The 18,574-nt window shown below is 73.4% G+C and carries 16 protein-coding genes; 12 read left to right on the top strand and 4 right to left on the bottom strand.

Features of this window, described 5'->3' with window-relative positions:
• Positions 1–47: 47 nt before the first annotated feature.
• Positions 48–626 carry a maleylpyruvate isomerase N-terminal domain-containing protein gene (locus ACZ518_RS28905; protein ID WP_469115943.1) on the bottom strand — a complete coding sequence of 193 codons (579 nt, stop codon included), beginning with the start codon at positions 624–626 and terminating at the stop codon, positions 48–50.
• A 273-nt stretch (positions 627–899) separates the two neighbouring features.
• Between ACZ518_RS28905 and ACZ518_RS28900 the strand changes: the two genes are divergently transcribed.
• Together ACZ518_RS28900 and ACZ518_RS28895 are read left to right on the top strand one after the other, a co-directional pair.
• On the top strand, positions 900–1,493 hold the full coding sequence (locus ACZ518_RS28900) for a TetR/AcrR family transcriptional regulator (RefSeq protein ID WP_469115942.1): 594 nt from the start codon (positions 900–902) through the stop codon (positions 1,491–1,493).
• Positions 1,490–2,332, top strand: a complete 843-nt coding sequence (locus ACZ518_RS28895) for an alpha/beta fold hydrolase (protein WP_469115941.1) — start codon at positions 1,490–1,492, stop codon at positions 2,330–2,332. The genes ACZ518_RS28900 and ACZ518_RS28895 overlap by 4 nt, the downstream gene beginning before the upstream one ends.
• Positions 2,333–2,407: 75 nt before the next feature.
• On the opposite strand, the gene ACZ518_RS28890 is transcribed toward ACZ518_RS28895, so the two are convergent.
• Together ACZ518_RS28890 and ACZ518_RS28885 are read right to left on the bottom strand one after the other, a co-directional pair.
• Positions 2,408–2,893 carry a hypothetical protein gene (locus tag ACZ518_RS28890; RefSeq protein WP_469115940.1) on the bottom strand — a complete coding sequence of 162 codons (486 nt, stop codon included), beginning with the start codon at positions 2,891–2,893 and terminating at the stop codon, positions 2,408–2,410.
• A gap of 342 nt (positions 2,894–3,235) precedes the next feature.
• The gene (locus ACZ518_RS28885) at positions 3,236–5,905 is read right to left on the bottom strand and encodes an ATP-binding protein (protein WP_469115939.1); all 2,670 of its coding nucleotides are present in this window, start codon (positions 5,903–5,905) and stop codon (positions 3,236–3,238) included.
• A gap of 185 nt (positions 5,906–6,090) precedes the next feature.
• Here ACZ518_RS28885 and ACZ518_RS28880 point away from each other — a divergent pair, with 185 nt between their 5' ends.
• From ACZ518_RS28880 to ACZ518_RS28845, 8 genes are all read left to right on the top strand, one after another.
• The gene (locus ACZ518_RS28880) at positions 6,091–7,413 is read left to right on the top strand and encodes an MFS transporter (protein ID WP_469115938.1); all 1,323 of its coding nucleotides are present in this window, start codon (positions 6,091–6,093) and stop codon (positions 7,411–7,413) included.
• 6 nt (positions 7,414–7,419) lie between these two features.
• Complete coding sequence (locus tag ACZ518_RS28875; RefSeq protein ID WP_469115937.1) at positions 7,420–8,757, top strand: carotenoid oxygenase family protein; 1,338 nt, start codon at positions 7,420–7,422, stop codon at positions 8,755–8,757.
• A 155-nt stretch (positions 8,758–8,912) separates the two neighbouring features.
• The gene (locus tag ACZ518_RS28870; protein ID WP_469115936.1) at positions 8,913–9,356 is read left to right on the top strand and encodes an SRPBCC family protein; all 444 of its coding nucleotides are present in this window, start codon (positions 8,913–8,915) and stop codon (positions 9,354–9,356) included.
• 226 nt (positions 9,357–9,582) lie between these two features.
• Positions 9,583–10,116 carry a hypothetical protein gene (locus ACZ518_RS28865; RefSeq protein ID WP_469116008.1) on the top strand — a complete coding sequence of 178 codons (534 nt, stop codon included), beginning with the start codon at positions 9,583–9,585 and terminating at the stop codon, positions 10,114–10,116.
• Between the two features lie 85 nt (positions 10,117–10,201).
• The gene (locus tag ACZ518_RS28860; RefSeq protein WP_469115935.1) at positions 10,202–11,155 is read left to right on the top strand and encodes a hypothetical protein; all 954 of its coding nucleotides are present in this window, start codon (positions 10,202–10,204) and stop codon (positions 11,153–11,155) included.
• A gap of 98 nt (positions 11,156–11,253) precedes the next feature.
• Entirely contained in the window at positions 11,254–13,149 is a 1,896-nt protein-coding gene (locus ACZ518_RS28855) for an SMI1/KNR4 family protein (protein ID WP_469115934.1), read from the top strand.
• A 251-nt stretch (positions 13,150–13,400) separates the two neighbouring features.
• Entirely contained in the window at positions 13,401–14,108 is a 708-nt protein-coding gene (locus ACZ518_RS28850) for an SDR family oxidoreductase (protein WP_469115933.1), read from the top strand.
• A gap of 83 nt (positions 14,109–14,191) precedes the next feature.
• A complete protein-coding gene (locus ACZ518_RS28845) occupies positions 14,192–14,650 on the top strand; it encodes a hypothetical protein (RefSeq protein ID WP_469115932.1) in 459 nt (152 codons plus the stop codon).
• 151 nt (positions 14,651–14,801) lie between these two features.
• Here the strand turns inward: ACZ518_RS28845 and ACZ518_RS28840 are convergent, their stop codons facing one another.
• Entirely contained in the window at positions 14,802–15,362 is a 561-nt protein-coding gene (locus ACZ518_RS28840) for a DUF6817 domain-containing protein (protein ID WP_469115931.1), read from the bottom strand.
• 263 nt (positions 15,363–15,625) lie between these two features.
• On the opposite strand from ACZ518_RS28840, the gene ACZ518_RS28835 reads away from it, so the two are divergent.
• Both ACZ518_RS28835 and ACZ518_RS28830 read left to right on the top strand, forming a co-directional pair.
• Positions 15,626–16,687 (top strand): ATP-binding protein, encoded by a 1,062-nt coding sequence (locus ACZ518_RS28835; RefSeq protein ID WP_469115930.1) that lies wholly within the window; start codon positions 15,626–15,628, stop codon positions 16,685–16,687.
• Entirely contained in the window at positions 16,684–18,513 is a 1,830-nt protein-coding gene (locus tag ACZ518_RS28830) for a vWA domain-containing protein (RefSeq protein ID WP_469115929.1), read from the top strand. Before ACZ518_RS28835 ends, ACZ518_RS28830 begins: the two co-directional genes overlap by 4 nt.
• Positions 18,514–18,574: the final 61 nt, after the last annotated feature.

Genomic DNA, 18,574 nt, shown 5'->3' with positions numbered 1-18,574 from the left:
ACAGGGCATCGGCGAACTCGGGGCTGGACGGTCTCGCCTGGACCTGATCAGTCAGGTACTGCTGCCTGCCAGGTCCATGAGGTGCGGCGGGGGCGGCCGTCGAGCTCGCCCCTGCCGGTGCACCAGAGGAGGACTCGGTCCGGGTCGCCGGGCGGCGCGTCGGGGAAGAGGCGGCCGAGCACGACCGCACACAGCGACTCCGCGGGACGCCACGGCACCCCGAGCCCCGTGGTGATGTCATGGGTGTGGAGCAGGATCTCGGCGACGCCCATCGCCGCGAAGCCTGCCGGGTCGCACGGCCCCCAGTGCCAGGCCCGCGCCTCGGGGTCGGCCGTGACCAGTGCACTGCTGAGCAGTCCGGCGCCGGCCGTGACCACCTGGAGCACCTCGCGCGGGGAGGCCTCGGGGTGGACGGTCAGGTCGAAAGGGAGGTAGGCATCTGCGGGGCGCGCCGCCACTTGCCCGGCGTAGGCCAGCAGGTCGTGAGCGACATGTGCGGCCGTCGTCCGGCAGCTCCATTCCAGCGAACCCGCCGGCACCGTCCAGTCATCCTCTTCGTGCGGGCTCAGCACCCGGATCATCTCGGCCACGGCCGTGTCGACATCTCGGTTGTCTGCGTAGCGCATCCCGCGATGCTAATGCTGCGGCCCGGGGGCGGCAGGCGCGTGCGGTCGGCCGCCCCGGCGAGTGCCCTTTGGCGCATCCGCCGCCACGAGCCTGCTGTCCGGCGGCGTTCAGTGAGCACGGGCTCTCTGGCGCGTTCACGGGAAATGACGGCGATGGCGCTTCCCGTGAGCCCCTGCGCCACCCCCAGCACCGGCGTGAGCCACTCCCTTCCCCCTTGCGATCCTAGGACCCCTAGGTTAAAACTAGGAGTCCTAGGATCATGAGGAGGGTGCATGGCGCGGGCAGGGCTGACGGCGGACCGGGTGACGATCGCGGGCGCCGAGCTGGCGGACGAGGTCGGGCTCGACCAGGTGACCATGTCGCAGGTGGCGCGGAAGCTCGGCGTGAAGGACGCGAGCCTCTACACGCATGTCCGCGGCCTGGAGGACCTGCGCGGACGGATCGCGCTGCTGGCGGCGGACGAGAAGACGATCCGTATCGCGGAGGCGACCTCCGGGCGGGCGGGCAAGGACGCGCTGGTCGCGTTTGCCAACGCCTGGCGGGAGTACGCCCACGCGCATCCGGGCCGCTACACGGCGACGCAGACCCCGATCCAGATCGACCCCGAACTGGCCGCCAAGGCCTCCGGACCACGGCGCGCGGTCGAGCTGACCTACGGCATGCTGCGCGGCTACGGACTCGCCGAACCCGACCTGACCGACGCGGTCCGGTTGCTGCGCAGCACGTTCCACGGGTTCGTCGCCCTGGAGGCCGCGGGCGGCTTCGCGAACGCACGTTCCCCCCAGCAGTCCTGGGTCCGCGCCCTCGACGCCCTCCACACCCTCCTGGAGCACTGGCCCCCGTCCCGAGAAGGAGACCCCTCATGACCGCCCCGACCACCGGCAGCCTGCGTGTGACCGGCGCGACCCTGCACTACGAAGTACGCGGACAGGGCCCGCTCCTGCTGCTGATCCCCGGAGGAACCGGCGGCGCAGCCGCCTTCGACGGCATCGCCGATGACCTGGCCGCCGAGTACACGGTCGCGACCTACGACCCGCGCGGAATGTCCCGCAGCACACTGGACGCCCCCGAGGCCCGGCAGCGAGTGGCCGAGCACGCCGACGACGCGCTGCGGATACTGGAGCTGCTGTCGCCCGAGGAGCCCGCCAGGGTGTTCGCCACCAGCTCGGGCGCGATCGCAGCCGTGCACCTGCTCACCACCCGTCCCGACCGCGTCGTACGCCTCGTGGCGCACGAACCGCCGCTGGTGGAGGTTCTTCCCGACGCCCCCGAACACCGTGAGCTCCTCGCACGCGTGCAGGAGACGTTTCGTACCGAGGGGCTCATGCCGGCGATGGCCGTGTTCGCCGCCGGTCTGAAGAAGGACGGCGACATCACCGAGCCCAGGGCCGGGGCCGAGATCAAACTTCCGCCCCAGGCAGCGGCACGGGCCGAACGGACGATGGCCGACCTGCCCTACTTCGTCGGGCGCATCGTGCCCGGCTTCATGTCCTACACCCCGGACATCGAACGTCTGGAGGCGCTGTCGGACCGGCTCGTCCTCGCCGGCGGCCAGGACTCACGCGGCGAACTGCCCTACCGTCCGGCGGCCTTCCTGGCCGAGCGGCTCAGTACGGAACTCCTGCACTTCCCCGGAGGGCACACCGGCCTCACCACGCACCCCGCCGAGTTCGGCGAACTCCTCCGGAAGGCCTTCCGGGCCTAGGGCCGTGTCTCTTCGATCATCAAAGGGTGCCTCTGGTCGGCGGGGTCTACCGGTCTGGAGGACCTCACGTCGGTCTTACCGGGAGAACGCGTAGGTCCGGACGGGGTCGAGGTGCAGTTCGTGGGGCCCGAAGCAGTCGGCCGCGAGGGTCGCGACCGGAGCACCGCAGGGGCACGCCCGGTTGAGCCCCGCGTTGCCTGTCGGTCCGCAGCACCCACTGCTGTTCTCCCAGTTCGGCAGTGGCTGAAGGCCGACGGCGTCATCGGGGTGCACCAGCACTGTCCGTCGGCTGCCGGCCGAGATGACGAAGTCTCCTTCCCGGCAGACCAGCAGTCCGCGCGACTGAGCCGGCTTCGGGTCCTCCTGATCGTCCTGCACGACGTAGGGAGATCCCCACGGCTCGGGATCGATCGCGTAGCGGCCCCGCGGAACGGTGGAAGGCGCGCGGCGTGTCTCCTTGTCCCGGTCACTCTCGTCGTCGGAGACGTCAGGGACGGCGGCAAGCTCGGCCAGCTCCGGCGTGATCGCGTTGCCGCACTTGGAACAGAGGAAGACGGTCATCCCCTCGTTGTACTGCTCAGGGCTGCTGCTTCGCATCCTCGCTTCGCTGCCCGGAGTCGATGCGCGCGACGGCACCGCGGAAGACCAGGCACGCCGAGGTGAGGTGGACGGCAGGGCGCCGAGTCGCGAGGTCACGCATTCGTCGCGCGGGGAGACGCCGCGGCGGCGCTCACGTGCTTCCTGACCGAGGGCCTGGCCCTGCCGCCGGACGCCCTCGCCCCCGTACCGGATCCCGCTCTTGTCGAGCGGGTGTCCGCTGCCTACCGGGCCAAGTACGGGCTGCACTGGCCCGGTCCGGTGGAGTCGGTGAACGGGGAGGAGGCCGCGGCCACCGCCTTGTGGCTAGCGGATGCCGGGAAGGTCGCGCAGTTGCCTGCGTGAGGTGAGTCCGAGTTTGCGGAAGATGTTGCGCAGGTGGGCGTCGACCGTCCGGGGGCTGAGGAAGAGTCTGGCCGCCACCTCCTTGGAGGTGGCGCCGTCGGCGACCAGGCGTGCGATGTGCAGCTCCTGCAGGGTCAGCTGGTCCGATGCCTTCGAGGTGCGGCTGCGTGCCTGCTCGCCGGTGGCGCGCAGTTCGCCGGCGGCGCGCTCGGCGAACGCCTCGGCTCCGAGGTCGGACAGGGGCTCGTGGGCCCGGCGCAGTGCCGTACGGGCGTCACGCCGCCGGCCCTGGCGGCGCAGCCACTCCCCGTACAGCAGGTGGGCCCTGGCGCGGTAGACGGCCAGGGTGCCGTCTTCGAGGAGGTCGATCGCCTCCTGGTAGGCGTCCTCGTCCTCGGTCACCAGGGCGCGGGCGTAGGCCTCGACGCCCAGGCCCCAGGCGTGGCCGCCGGCGCGGGTGCGTGCTCGGAGCAGGGCCAGGGCTTCGGCGGCGGTCCCGTGCTCGCCGCAGCGTACGGCCGCCTCGACCAGCTCGGGGAGGGCCAGGCCCGCGGTGCCGACGGCGCCGTACTCGACCGCCCGCCGGGCCGCTTCCAGCGCGGCCGGGTAGTCGGCCAGGCCGTTGCCGAGCACGGCCGTCGCCCATTGCACGCTCAGGCTCATCCGGTGGTCCACGGACGCGAACAGGTCGAGGGCTTCCGCGCGTCGTCCGCGCATCGCGGCCAGGTGCAGGCGGGGGTAGAGGAGGGGGGCGGCGCCGGTGGCGTCGGCTATCGCCTCCTCCTCGGAGATCAGCTCCGTCGCGGTGCCGAAGTCGCCCGTGTGGACGGTCGTGGTGGCCTGCATGGCCAGGCCGATGGGCAGGGCGTGGAAGGAGCCCGACCGGCGGCCGGCCGCGACGGTCCGGGCGGCGATGCCGTGCATGGTGTCGAAGTTCCAGAACTCGGCGGCCAGCAGGTAGCCCAGCGACGGGCGTGCGGCCCAGATCTCGTCGTCGGGATCGGCGACGACGGGCCCGAGGACCGCTCCCGCCGCCCGGTGCCCCTCGCCGACCAGTGCGGTCACACCGGTCAGGACCGTCGTCGCGGTGGTCGCCGGCCCGTCCGGCGGCGGGGCGTTCCCCGCGGCCTCCACCACGTGGTCGAGGCCGCCGAGGAGGACGCCCATCTCGACGGCGTCCAGGTAGCACTCCCGGGACCGGGCGGGGTCGGTGGCCGCCAGCCGGGCGGCGGCGCGCAGGAGGTGGGCGGTGGGGCCCTCGTCGCCCCGGCGGCGGACGAACGACAGTTTGCCGCGCAGCAGGTCGGCCCGGGCGGCCCGGCCCGGATCGTCGCCGGGCACGGTGGTGAGCAGTTCGGCCGCCGCGTCGAAGTCGCCGACGGAGAGTTTGGCCTGTGCGGCGGCGAGGGCCCGTTCGGCGCGTCGGGCAGGGCCGGGCGTGAGGGCCGCCGAGCGTTCGAGGAAGGCCGCCGCCGCCGCGATGCCTCCGCGTTCCCGGGCGCGGGCGGCCGAGGCTTCGAGCGCGGCGGCGACCTGTTCGTCGGGACCGGCAGTGGCCTGGGCGCAGTGCCAGGCCCGCCGGTCGGGGTCGGCGACCGGGTCGGTGGCGGCGGCCAGCGCCTCGTGCGCGCGGCGCCGGTCCTCCGGTGTGGCGGCCCGGTAGGCGGCGGAGCGGGCGAGGGGGTGGCTGAAGCGGATACGGGTGCCGAACTCGACCAGCGGGACGGATCCCGCGACGGCCGCGGCGTCGATGCCCAGGCGTTCGGCCGCGCTCCACAGCAGGCCGGGGTCCCCGATCGGCTCGGCGGCGGCGACGGTCACCAGCAGCCGGGCAGGTGGCGCGAGGAGTTCCAGGCGGGAGCGGAAGCTCTGCTCGATGACGGCGGGCACCGAGGCGGGCTGGGCGAATCCCCCCGCCATCCCGGCGAGTCCGGCGGTCCTGGGCAGCTCGACCAGCGCGAGGGGGTTGCCGCGTGCCTCGGCCAGGATCCGGTCGCGTACGCGCTCGTCCAGGGGTGCGCGGACGGCCGTGCCCAGCAGCGCGCGGGCGTCCGATTCGCCGAGGCCGTGGAGGGAGTGGGCGGGCAGCCCGGCCAGTTCGGGCATGCTGCTCGCCTCGCGGGCGGCGAGGACGAGGGCGACCGGCTCGGCCGCGATGCGGCGGGCCAGGAAGGCCAGCGCCTTGGCGGACGCCTGGTCCAGCCACTGCGCGTCGTCGACGAGGCACAGGAGCGGGCGTTCGGCCGCGGTCTCCGTGAGCAGGCCCAGCGAGCCGACGCCGACCAGGAAGGGATCGGGGGTGCCGGTGTCGAGGCCGAAGGCGATCTGGAGCGCGGTGCGGTGCGGTGCGGGCAGCTCCGTCAGCCGGCCGGTGACCGGCGCCAGCAGCTGGTGCAGCGCGGCGAACGGCAGTTCCATCTCGAACTCCGCGCCGGACGCCCTCATGACGAGGAATCCGCTCGCGCCGCGGTGCAGGTGGTCCAGCAGCGTGCTCTTGCCGATGCCCGGTTCGCCGCGCAGGACGAGGGCGCCGCCCCGGCCCTGCCGGGCCGCGTCGAGCAGGGCGTCGAGCCGGCGTATCTCGTCCTGACGGCCGATCAGCGGATCGGCGTCCGTGTGCGTTGCGGGCATGATCGACAACCTATGCGGTCGCGCGCCCCGCGGGAATGGCGGAACGGCAGCCTCCGCTCCTGTCGTCGCGTCCGGGGTACGGAGGGGCGCGGGGCGCGGGGCGCGGGTGTCACTTACGGAGCCGCGTCACGTATAGGCGATGACTACCGACGCGAGCGGCGGGCGCCCGCCGCGAGGGTTGGGCCATGAACCGCACCGCACCGCCGCGGGCCGGCACCGACCCGGCACCGCGGACCGTCACCGGCTGGACACCGCTGGCGGTCCTGGCCACGGCCCAGTTCCTGGTGGTACTGAGCGCCTCGATCGTGAACGTCGCCCTCCCCCAGATCCGGGCCGGGCTCGGCCTGTCGGACACGGGCCAGGCCTGGACGGTCAACGCCTACGTCCTCGCCTTCGGCGCGCTCCTGCCGGCCGGCGGGCGCGCGGGTGACGCGTACGGGCTGCGCCGCGTGTTCCTCACCGGCATCGGCCTGTTCGCCGTCTCCTCCCTCGGGGCGGTGCTGGCGCCCTCGGCGGTCGTGCTGATCGTCTGCCGGGCGGTGCAGGGCATCGGCGCCGCGCTGCTGGCGCCCACGGCGCTGGCGCTCGTTCTGACGCTCCATCCCGGCGGCAGGGCGCGTGGCACCGCGCTCGGGGTGTGGGGCGCGGTCTCCGGGGCCGGCGGGGCGGCGGGCGTCCTGCTCGGCGGGGTGCTCACCGGCTCGTACGGGTGGCGTGCGGTGTTCGCGGTGATGGTGCCCCTGGCCCTGGCCGTGCTGGTGGCGACCCGGCTGCTGGTCGGAGCCGACCGGCCGCGCGGCGGGAGCATGGACGTACCGGGGGCGGTGACGGTGACGGCGGGGCTGGTCGCCCTCACCTACGGCCTGTCGGGCCCTTGGGTGGTCGCCCTGATCGGGCTGGCGCTGCTCGGGCTGTTCGCGGCGCTCCAGCGCCGGTCCGCCGAGCCCCTGCTGCCGGCGCGCATGAAGGCGGTGGCGGTGCCGGGGGTGCTGATGGCCCTGCTGGGCGCGGTCTGGCTCGGCCTGTTCTACTTCCTGCCCCTCCACCAGCAACGCGTCCTCGGCTACTCGCCCTTGGAGGCGGGGCTGACCCAGCTGCCGCTCGCCCTCATGATCAGCCTGTCCTCGTGGGCCACCGGCAGACTCGCCGGCCGCCACGTGCTCCCCGTGGGGCTGCTGGTCCTCGCGGCCGGACTGGCCTGGCTGTCCCGGACCCCGGCCGACGGCAGTTTCCCCGTGGACCTGCTCGGCCCCACGCTCCTGATCGGCGCCGGGCTCGGGGTGGCCTTCGTACGGCTCACCGCGATGGCCTCGGCGGGTGTCGCCCCGTCCGACAGCGGTCTGGCCGGCGGGCTGGCCAACGCCACCCGGCAGATCGGCGGCGCCGTCGGCCTGTCCTTCCTGACCCTGCTCCCCTCCTACGGCGCGGCCTTCCTGGCCTGCGCCGCCCTGACCCTCGTGACCTCCCTCCTCTCCGCCCTCCCGGCGCGCACCGTGCGAAAGGCATGACTGACCATGACCCTCGACAAGCCCTACACCAGCGGCCACTTCACCCCCGTCACCGACGAGATCACCGGCCGCGACCTGAAGGTGCGCGGCACCCTCCCGCCCGAGCTGAACGGCCGCTACTTCCGCAACGGCCACAACCCCAAGCCGGGCATCACGCCCAGCCACTGGTTCCGGGGCGAAGGCATGATCCACGGCATCCGGCTGAAGGACGGCCGGGCCGAGTGGTACCGCAACCGGTGGGTGCGTACTCCCTTCCTGGACGGCGTGCCGTTCACCGGGACCGAGCTCGACGTCAGCGCCGCCGCCACCAACATCATCTTTCACGGGGGCCGATACCTGGCCCTGCAGGAGGCCAACCTGCCCTACGAGGTCAGCGCCGAGCTCGAAACGATCGGTGTCCACGACTTCGGCGGGAAGCTCACCGGCGCGATGACCGCCCACCCCAAGGAGGACCCGGTCACCGGCGAGCTGCACTTCTTCGGCTACGGTCCCTTCCCGCCCTACCTGACCCACTACGTGGCCGACGCCTCCGGCGCCGTCATCCGGTCGCAGGTCGTCGAGGGCGCCGGCCCCTCCCTCATGCACGACTTCGCCATCACCCGCGAACACGTCGTCTTCATCGACTCGCCGGTCGTCTTCGACCACGCGGAGCACTCCGGCATCCCCTACCGCTGGCACGACGGGGTCCCGCTGCGCCTCGGTGTCGTACCGCGCGCCGGGGGCCCGGCCCGCTGGTTCGAGGTGCCCGACCAGGCCGCGCTGCTGCACGTCGCCAACGCCTACGCCGACGCGCGGGGCCGGATCGTCCTCGAAGCGCCGTGCTTCGACCGTTCCGCCTGGGAGAGCTCGTGGAAGTGGTGGGTCGGCGCCCCCGGCTTCGGCACCAGCCCGGCCACCGGTTCGACGTTCCACCGGTGGGTCATCGACCCGGCCAAGGGCAAGGTCACCTCCGAGCCCCTGAACGGCCTGGTCACCGAGTTCCCGTCGATCAACGACGCCCGCACGGGTGCCGACTACCGCTACAGCTACGCCATCGCCTTCCCCGGGGCGGGCCTGTCGGGCTACCACACCGTCAAGTTCGACACCCGGACCGGCCGGGAGGAGCTGCTGGCGCACGGCGAGGGCCGGATGCCGGGCGAGGCGGTCTTCGCACCCGCCGAGGGAGGCACCGCGGAGGACGACGGCTACCTGCTGACCATCGTCAGCGATCTGACCGCCGACGCCTCGGAGCTGCTGGTCCTGGACGCGGGCGACCTCAGCACGGTGGCCGCCGTCGAACTCCCCCGACGGGTCCCGGCCGGCATCCACGGGCACTGGATCCCCGACACCGACCGGCCCGCCTGACCGGCCGGCCGTCCCCCAGCCGCCCGGACCGCCGCTGCCTCCCCCGCGGCGGCGTTCCGGGCCCCCGGCGGCGCCGGGGCACTGACGCAGGACCACCTGCCCCAGACCCACACCAACACCCACGCCAACACCCGCACCGACACTGAGGAGTTGTCATGACCTACCCCACGACCATCGACGAGGACGCGCCCGTGATCGCCGACCACACCATCCGGATCGCCGCTCCCCTCCAGCGGGTCTGGGAGCTGCACACCCGGATCGGCTTCTGGCCCGACTGGCAGCCCGCCATCACCGAGGCCCGCCTCGACGGCCCCGTCGCCCCCGGCACCGCCTTCCACTGGGCGACGGCGGGGCTCTCCATCGACTCCACCGTCTACGAGGTCGACGAGGCCCGGCACCGGATCCTGTGGGGCGGACCCGCACACGGCATCACCGGCGTGCACGAGTGGACGTTCACCGAGGACGGCGACACGACCGTGGTCCGCACCCGGGAGTCCTGGGCGGGCGCACCCGTCGAGGCCGACCGGGACACCCTCGCGGCCGCGCTCGACGACTCGCTCAGCTCCTGGCTGGACGCCCTGAAGGAGGCCTCGGAGTAGGCGCCCCGGCGGGGGCGGCCGGCCGGGCCGACGTGGTGGCGGCCGTACTGCCGGGGGGCGGACGCCCGTACGTGCGTCCGGCGCCGCATGCCCCCGGACGCCCTCCCTGGCTGGCAGACGGCACGGCGGCAGGTGAGCATCGAACAGCCCGGGCCCGCGAAGTCCGAAGAGCGCGGGGGCCGGAGCACCCGAGAGCCCCCTCTGGAAGGACGTCCCCGTGAACAGCATGAACAGCATGGACAGCAGCTCGTTCGCCAGGATCGATGCCATGGTCGGCGAGGGCAAGGTCGTCGTGTCGGCAGACGACAGCGCGGTCGTGGCGGCTGTACAGGATGCCCTGAAGGCCGGCAGGTCGATGACCTTCTACCTGTCCCGGAAGCAGGCCGACGCGTTCAGATCGTGGTACTGGAGCCCGCAACGGATCAAGGACCGGGGCATGGAACCCGTATCGCGCGAGGAGCGGAAGAGGATCACCTCGAACCTGGGGGTCAAGGACATCGGGCCCGCCTACTCCAACCGCATCGACTGCGCGTGCGGAGCCCAGTACGGCGCCTTCGAGTTCATCGAGCAGGGCATCCGCGAACACGGAAGGGAGACCGTCGACGCCGTCCTGGCGCTGGAGAACACGTACGTCCTGCGGGTGAACCCCGCGACGCGCACCGTCTGCTCCGTCTGCCGCACGGTCGTCCTGGTCAGCCACGAGTACGACATGACCGGCCGGTACGGATGCAGCCGCTCCGAGCCGTCGGTCCTCATGTGAGCCCGAGCCCGCCGCTCACGCCATAACGCGGCGGAACGGCCTGGTGCGGCACTAGGATCTCCGCACCGAGTACGAGGGGGGCAACGTGGGAATCGACGTGGCGGTCGACGTGGTCGACACCGTCAGGCTCGCGACGGCGAACCGGCGGAGCCGCAGGCGTCTGCTGGAGGCCGAGCAGCGGAACGCCGAGGAGAACGCCGCCCTGGGGAGGGCACGGCAGGCCCTCTACGACGAGGCCCTCGTCCCCTTCCGTGACGTCTTCCAGCGACTCGAGCACGCCGATCCGGTCGAGCCGGCCGTGATCGGGAGGCCGACAGCGGGCGACGGGACGGCCCTCGCCCCCCGGCGGCCGCGCGACACCGCCGTGAAGGCCGCCGCCGTCGTCGGCGTACTGGCGGGCGGTGCGCTGCTGGTGGTGGCCCCGCCCCTCGCCGGCCGCGCTGCCGCGGCAGGTTCCTACCGTGTCGTGCGGACGTTCTGCTCCGCCTCCACCGGCAGGGCGATCAGGGGGCTGACCGGGGCGGCCGCCCGCAGCGCCACGCTCGCCCGGTTCGGCGACATGGCCGGCGCCACGGCCGGCGGGCGGATGGCGGCCGGAATGCAGGTGCTGTCCGGCATCCACACGACGGTGGCCGACCTCACTCGGGAAACCATCGTGATGTGCCAGGTCCAGACACTCGCCCACGGCCAACAGGAGAGGGCCCGGGAACTGGAGCGGTGCGAGCGCGAGTCGAAGGACGCGGCACTCGCGCTGCACGAGCGGAACACGGACGTGCGGCGCGTCCTGCAGGCCATCCGGTCCGAGATGGCCGGACGGCTGCCGTCGTTCACCACGCTGGTCGAATCCTGCGAGGACTTCACCCGGTACGACTCCCGTCAGCGCGCCGAGGTGCAGGCGATGGTGGAACTCAACGACCTCGCCGTCATGGTCATGGACTGCCCGACGGTCGACGTGGACGGACGGGTGACCGAGGAGTCGGGGCGGGCCGTCGCCGAAGCCGAGGCTCGGCTGCGGGCGATGGACTCCCGGGGGCGGTGAAGGCGGCCCCGCCGCCCGGACCGGTCGCCGGCGGTGTCGGTGGCGGTGTCAGTGTCAGTGGCGGTGGCGGTGTCAGTGGCGGGTGACACCATCCGCCCATGAGTGACGATGCGTTCAACTGGCATGCGTTCCTGGGCCGGTGGCAGGAGGAGTGGGTTCCGCGCAGGGATCCGCACGACGGCCCTGAGGAGGACGGCTCGGCGGGCCCCTTCCGGCTGGGCAGGCCCGCGGCGGACGAGGCGGCGATCCGCGCGGCCGAGGCGCGCCTGGGGCGTCGGCTGCCGCCCTCGTACCGGGAGTTCCTGGCGGTGAGTGACGGGTGGTACGTGGAGCAGATGGCCGGGGTCTACCAGCTCGGCGGTACCACGGACATCGACTGGTTCCGGGATCCGTTCGACATGGCCCCGCTGTACGAGGAGAACCTGGGCGACGACCCGAGTGAGGAGGAGGTCCTGCTCGCCGGGATGTGGCGGCGCGCGCTGCGGCTGGAGACGGACTCCGACATGTCGTACGCCCTGCTCGACCCCGGCGACAGGGACCAGGACGGGGAGTGGGCGCTCTACCTCTACAAGGGGTGGGGCGGTGAGCTGCCGGACCGCTACCCGTCGTTCCGCGCCTACATGGAGGCCATGTACCGCGGCTTCCACTCCACCCGGGTGGGCCCCGGGTTCGTGAACGCGACCACCCGCGCCCAGGACGCCCGTGTCGAGGAGGCCCGGCTGCTCACCCTGCGGGGACGCTACGAAGAGGCGGTGCCCCTGCTGGAGGAGGCGTTCTCCTTCGGGCGGCCGCGGAGCGGCGTCCTGCTGCACCAGCTCCGCCAGATGCCGGGGCAGTACAGCTCCCTGGACTACGGCGATCTCGCGGCCGACCCGCGCTACGTGCCCGAGGTCCTGCCCGTGCAGGCCATGGCGTCGGCCCGGGGCGAATGGCGGCTGGGCGGTGACGACCACTGGCTCGGGATGATGGCCGCGCGGGGCGTCGACCGCGAGGCCGCCCAGGAGTTGCTGGGCGCGATGCGCGACGGCACCCACCGCTACGCGCCTCCCGGGGCCTGGGGGCGGGCCGTCGCGCGGGCCCGGGAAGCGGCCCGCTGGGGGGCGACCGACTCGGCGTGGGGGGTCCTGCGGGGCGCCCTCCCGCTGTGGGAGTCCCCCGGGCCCTCGCTGATCGCCCCGATCGGGCTGCTGGCCGATCCGGTGCTGGGTCCGCTGGTCACCCCGGAGCGGGGGCGGGAGGTCCTCGCGACACCGCGGTCAGGGGAAACGGGCCCCGCTCCCGCGCCGGTTGACGATCTCGACCCGCCTGGGCTCCGCTGGCTGGTGGAGCCCGCGGCCGGCCGCAGGCCGCTCGACGGATTCCGCTGCGTGTGGGTCGAGGGGGTCGACCCGGACCGCCTCCCCGCCCTGATCGGTGAGGAAGGAGCCGGATTCGGCGTACTCACGGACCGGCACGCGTCCTGGCGGGCGTCCCGGCACCATGAGCGCGAGGGGGTGGAGCCGTGGGAGGACCGGGCCGCCGTCGCCGTCGGCCGTACCGCCCAGGGGTGGGCCTTCGCCTTCGACGGCGACTCCCCCCATCTGAACGAGCGGTTCGTGTCCCCGGCCGTGGCCGCCTCCGCGCACGGCCGCGCGGTCGTGGTGTGGCGCGAGCCGAGGCACTCGTCCCCGGGCGGCCACCCGGCCGCCTTCCACCTGTCGGTGGCGGAGCGGGGCGTGGAGGTCTACGCCTTCACCGTGCGCGGTGGTGAGGTCCGGCGCTCCGGGGCGATACCCGGGGCCCTGGACCCCGCCCGGCTGTTCCGGCCGGACGACACCCCCTTGGACAACGAGCTGCGCGTACTGGAAGCCCTCCACTCCGGGCTGGGTCTGTCGCTCCCCCGCTTCGCCCTGACCCAGGGCAGTCTCCCCACCCTCACCACCCGTTCCTGGGCCCGGGCACCCCGCGAGGGCGAGTCGTACGCCTGCATCCGCTTCACCTGGCACCGGGCCTGACCGGAGGCACCGCTGGGTACCACGGCCAGGGCCGCTCCCGGGCGGATGCGCGACGTGTGACTCAAGGGGGCCCGTTCCAGCACACCGGGAGATGCGACGGCAGCCGTGGACGGCGGGCAGGGGCGGTCGCCGTGGTCCGTGAGGACTACGTCCGGGGCCCTAGCCCGGCTGCGACTCGGGTCCGATCCACGCGTCCGGGGTCACGGCATAACGTGCTGACCGGATCACGTCCGTCGCGCCAAGGAGAAGTCATGAGCACGATCACGCCGGTATCACTCGTCACCGGCGCCAACCGCGGAATCGGCCTGGAGACCGCGCGCCAGCTCGCCGCGCTCGGCCACACCGTCCTGCTGTGCGCCCGCCGCCTGGCGGATGCCGAACAGGCCGCCGCCGGCCTGGCCCCCGGCGTACCCGGCGCGCTCCTGCCACGGCAGCTGGACGTCACCGAGGACGACGGTGTCCGCGCCCTCGCCCGCAGCGTCGAGGCCCAGTTCGGGCGCCTCGACGTCCTCGTCAACAACGCCGCCGTCAACTACGACACCTCCCGGCGCGCCGTCTCCGTCGACCTCGACGAGGTCGACCGCACGCTGCGGACCAACCTCTTCGGCCCCTGGCGGACCGCGCAGGCGTTCCTGCCGCTGCTGCGCCGCTCGCCCCACCCCCGCCTGGTGAACGTCTCCAGCGAGTCCGGATCCCTGGAGGTCATGTCGGGCGGCACCCCCGCCTACGGGGTCTCGAAGGCGGCCCTCAACGCCCTCACCCGCAAGCTCGCCGACGAACTGCGCGCCGACCGGATCCTCGTCAACGCCGTCTGCCCGGGCTGGATCGCGACCGACATGGGCGGGCCGGGCGGTGGACCCGTCGGGGAAGGCGCCGCCGGCGTCGTCTGGGCCGCCACCCTTCCCGACTCCGGACCCACCGGCGGCTTCTTCCGGGACGGGAAGCCCCTCGCCTGGTAGACCCGCGTCCCGCACCGGCCCTTGCCGTGGTCTACGGTCTTCTACGGTCAAGTACCGGAGCCAATCCACGGGGACGTACGCACATGCGCAAGACGACGACTCTCACTGTCAGCCTGCTCGCAGCGGCCGCGCTGCTGACCGGGTGCGGAAGCGCGAAGAAGGACGCCGGCCCGTCCGAGGAGGCCGCCTCTCCGAGCGCCTCGTCGAGCGGCGGCGCGAAGGGCTCGGCGACGAGGAAGAAGGGCGTTCCCCACCAGGTGGTCTTCGAGGTGGGCGGCACGGGTCCGGCCCCGGTCATGTGGAACGGGAACTCCAACCACTTCGACCAGGTGACGCTGCCCTGGACGAAGACGGAGTCCATGCAGCTGGAGGGCGCCGAGCTCTCGGTCGGCGTCACCGTGTCCGTGGTGCCGGGCTCGGTCAAGGGCTCGGACGGGATGCTCGTGCCCGCCCCGTGCACCATCAAGGTCGACGGCAAGCAGGTCGCCGACAACCAGGGCGGCAAGTCGGCCGGGCTGTGCGAATACAAGCTCAAGGACTGACGGCCGCTCCGTCCCCGACGCCCTGAACGCGGCCCGCGGTCCACCGGATTGGCCGGGACCGCTCTGGTGCTCGCTCCCGATCCCCGGGTCACATCACACGCCGGTGCATGGATCCTGCCGACGGCGCGCCGTCAGCCGAGGACCCCCGCGGTCAGCCGAGGACAGCGGTCACCTCGCGACGGGCCGCCTCCGACAGGAGGGGCGCCCAGCGCGTGAACAACTCCAGCAGAGCCGCCCCGTTGCGCTCGCGGAAGGACGCGTTCACCCTGGCCAGGTCCAGCTCGTTGGCCACCGTGAGCTCGGCGAAGTCGCGACGCTGCCGCAGGGACGGCGTGAACTCCTCACCGGTGAACCGGTCCCGGAAGGTCACGACCGTCCCGTCCGGTGCGGCGAGGCTGGGGTAGGAGGCCTTGCGGTCGCAGCTGGCGTAGAAGTACACGAGCTCCTCCGCCTGCGTGCCGATCGCCCCGGCCAGGCGGTCGCGCTCGGACAGCTCCAGGAGTACCAACGGCAGCCCGTCGGTGCCGTAGAAGGCGTGGCACAGTGCCGCGGTCTGCAGTGCGGGCCGCGCGCCCCACGCGGCGAGCAGCGCCTCGACGCGCAGCAGGTGGGTCAGGAGCGTGCCGCCGGAGTGCTTGGCCGTCTCCGCTCCCACCTCCTTGAGCAGGGCTATCGCCGGCGAATCGGGGCGCTGGTCGTCGCTGTGCATCATGGGCCCATGATGACGAGATCCCCGCGTCGGCGTACACCGGGACCGGCATACGGACAGCCCGCGGTCCTGGAGAACGTCATCAGATGTCCGGCCGGATCCGATGAGGGGTCGCCGAGGAGGTCCGCCGGTACCGTTCCCCTCTCGGCGAGGGGGAACGCCCGGACCAACGCACCGCCCACGGGAAAACCGGATGCCAGGCGGTGTGCTGTGTGACCACACTGGCCGCACCACACACCGCCCCACCCCGAAGGACGTCCCCGCCCGTGCAGGCTGCCGTCACCGTCACCCCCGCCCAGATCCCCGAACTGCTGCTCGGCCTCGCCACCGTGCGGCCCGTTTTCCTCTGGGGGGCGCCCGGCATCGGGAAGTCCTCGCTCGTAAGGAAGTTCGCCGACTCCCTGGGCCTGGAGTGCGTCAGCCTCCTCGGCACGCAGCTCGCCCCCGAGGACCTGATCGGCGTACCCCAGATCCGCGACGGCCGCTCCGTCTTCTGCCCGCCCGAGGCCATCGCCCGCGACGAGCCGTACTGCCTGTTCCTCGACGAGCTCAACGCCGCGGGCCCGGACGTCCAGAAGGCCTTCTACTCCCTGATCCTCGACCGCCGGATCGGCTCCTACGAACTGCCCGCCGGCTCCATCGTCATCGGCGCGGGCAACCGCGCCACGGACAACGCGCTGGCCCGGCCCATCGCCTCCGCCCTGGTCAACCGCCTCACCCACGTCCACCTCCAGGCGTCCGCCCAGGACTGGCTGGTGTGGGCCGGCGAGCACGGCATCCACCCGTGGGTCACCGACTACCTCACCGACCGCCCCGACCACCTCTGGTCGCAGCCGCCCAAGACCGAGGAGCCCTTCTCCACCCCGCGCTCCTGGCACATGCTCTCCGACGCCCTGCACTCCTTCGGCGCGGAGCTGGACGAGCAGACCCTCAGGGTGGTCGCCCACGGCACCCTCACTCCCGCGCACGCCGTCTCCTTCTGCGGCTACGCCAAGATCGTCCGCCACACCTTCGGCATCGAGGCCATCCTGAAGGGCGACGCCTCCTGGCCCGCCCGGCTCCAGGACCGCGACCTGCTCTACTACCTCGCGGAGGCCTTCCGGGGCCGCCTGCTCAAGGAACTCCCGGCGCAGAAGGAACACGTCTCGCCCGCCCTGCGCCAGCACACCCACCGCTTCAAGTCGCTGCTCGTCCAGCTCGCCGAGATCTCCGTCGAGGTCGCGCAGACCGTCATCGCCGACGACGCCGACGGCCTGCCCGTGCTGCCCGGATGGTTCCTGATCGAGGCCGCACGCGACATGCCCCGCCTGGTCGAGGCCCGCCGGTGAGCCGGAGCGGCAAGGCCCGGGCGAAGGCCGCCGCGAAGGCCGCAGCCAAGCCCGACCCGGCCGGCCAGGCCTTCGCCGAGGGCCTGGCCCTCGTCAAGCACAACCCGGCCCTCAGTGCCCTCGACGGCACGGTCTGCCGCGAGGCCGCCTGCCCTCAGTCCCCGGACGGGGGCCTGGCCACCGTCACCTCCAACGGCGTCGTCCACGTCCACCCCACCCGGCGGGCCGAACCCCGCGAGTGGGCGTGGGCGATCGCCCACGCCCTGCTCCACCTCGGCTTCGGCCACGTGCCGGCCGCCAAGGACGAGAACCGCACCCAGCCGGACCCCTTCGACCTCGCCGCCCGCTGCGCGGTCGTCAACCGCTTCCTGCTGACCTTCCCCGTCGGCCGCGCCCCCGACCACCTGCCCGCCGAGTACCCCGGCGGCGACGAGGACGAGCTCGCCGCCCGCTGGCGCCGCGACGGCATCCCGCCCGCCTACGAGCACTGCGGCACCGCCGGGCACGGCCCCGACCAGGTCCTGACCACCTGGCGGAACCGGGGCACCGCCGTCCCCGACTGGCAGACCGCCTTCGCCGCCGCCCTGACCCGCAGCGTCTCCGCCGCCATGGACGTGGCCGGCGGCCGCCGTGACCGGACCACCGGCGAACGCGTGGCACAGCGCCCCTGGGACCGGGCCCTGAACTGGTTCGTGTCCTCGTACCCGCTGCTCGGCGGGCTCGCCGCCGGTCTGACCGTCGTCGCGGACGCCGAGCTGGCCCGCGCCCAGGACATCTCCGTCGCCGCCGTCAGCGCCACCGCCGGGGAGATCTACATCAACCCGCTGCGCACCTTCGAGGACGACGAGTGGCGGTTCATCCTCGCCCACGAGATGCTGCACGCCGCCCTGCGCCACGGTGAGCGCCGCGGCGGCCGCGACCCGTACCTGCACAACGTCGCCGCGGACTACGTCGTCAACGACTGGCTCGTGGAGATGCGGATCGGCAGCATGCCCGAGGGGCTGCTGCACGACCCTGCGCTGCGCGGGCTCTCCGTCGAGGAGGTGTACGACCGGATCGCCACCGACCTGCGCCGGATGCGGCGGCTCGCCACCCTGCGCGGCAAGGGCGCCGGGGACATCCTGGGCGAGCCCCTCGCGCACGGCGCGGGGCGTCCGTACGCGGATCTCGACGAGTTCTACCAGCGCGGCCTCGTCCAGGGCTTCGACCTGCACGTCCGCGACGGGCGCGGCCTGCTGCCCGCCGGGCTCGTCCAGGCGATCCGGGCCCTGGCCCACCCGCCGGTGCCCTGGGACGCCCGGCTCGCCCGCTGGTTCGACGAGTACGTGCCGAGGCCGGAGGCCGTACGGTCCTACGCCCGCCCGGCGCGCCGCCAGGCCTCGACCCCCGACATCCCGCGCGCGGGCCGGTACTTCCCGCCCGAGGAGACCGCCCGCTGCACCTTCGGCGTGGTGCTCGACACCTCCGGGTCGATGAACGCCGCCCTGCTGGGCAAGGCGCTGGGCGCGATCGCCTCGTACGCCGAGGCCCGCGACGTACCGGCGGCGCGGGTCGTGTTCTGCGACGCGGCACCGTACGACGCGGGCTACGTCCCGCCGGCCGAGATCGCGGGCCGGGTCCGGGTCCGCGGCCGGGGCGGCACGGTGCTCCAGCCGGGCATCGACCTGCTCCAGCGCGCCGAGGACTTCCCGCCCGCGGCGCCGCTCCTGGTGATCACCGACGGCTGGTGCGACACCCTGCGGATCCGCCGCGAACACGCCTACCTGATCCCCCAGGGCGCCGGTCTCCCCTTCACGCCGAAGGGCCCGGTCTTCCGCCTGACCTGACCTGACCTGACCTGATCTGACCTGACCTGACCGCCGCCCGTCCCGCGCCCGCCGCCCCGGT

Source organism: Streptomyces sp. NPDC033966 (assembly GCF_055575955.1).
The sequence above is the reverse complement of the archived record's forward strand: the minus strand, read 5'-3'. Positions and strand labels throughout refer to the sequence as shown.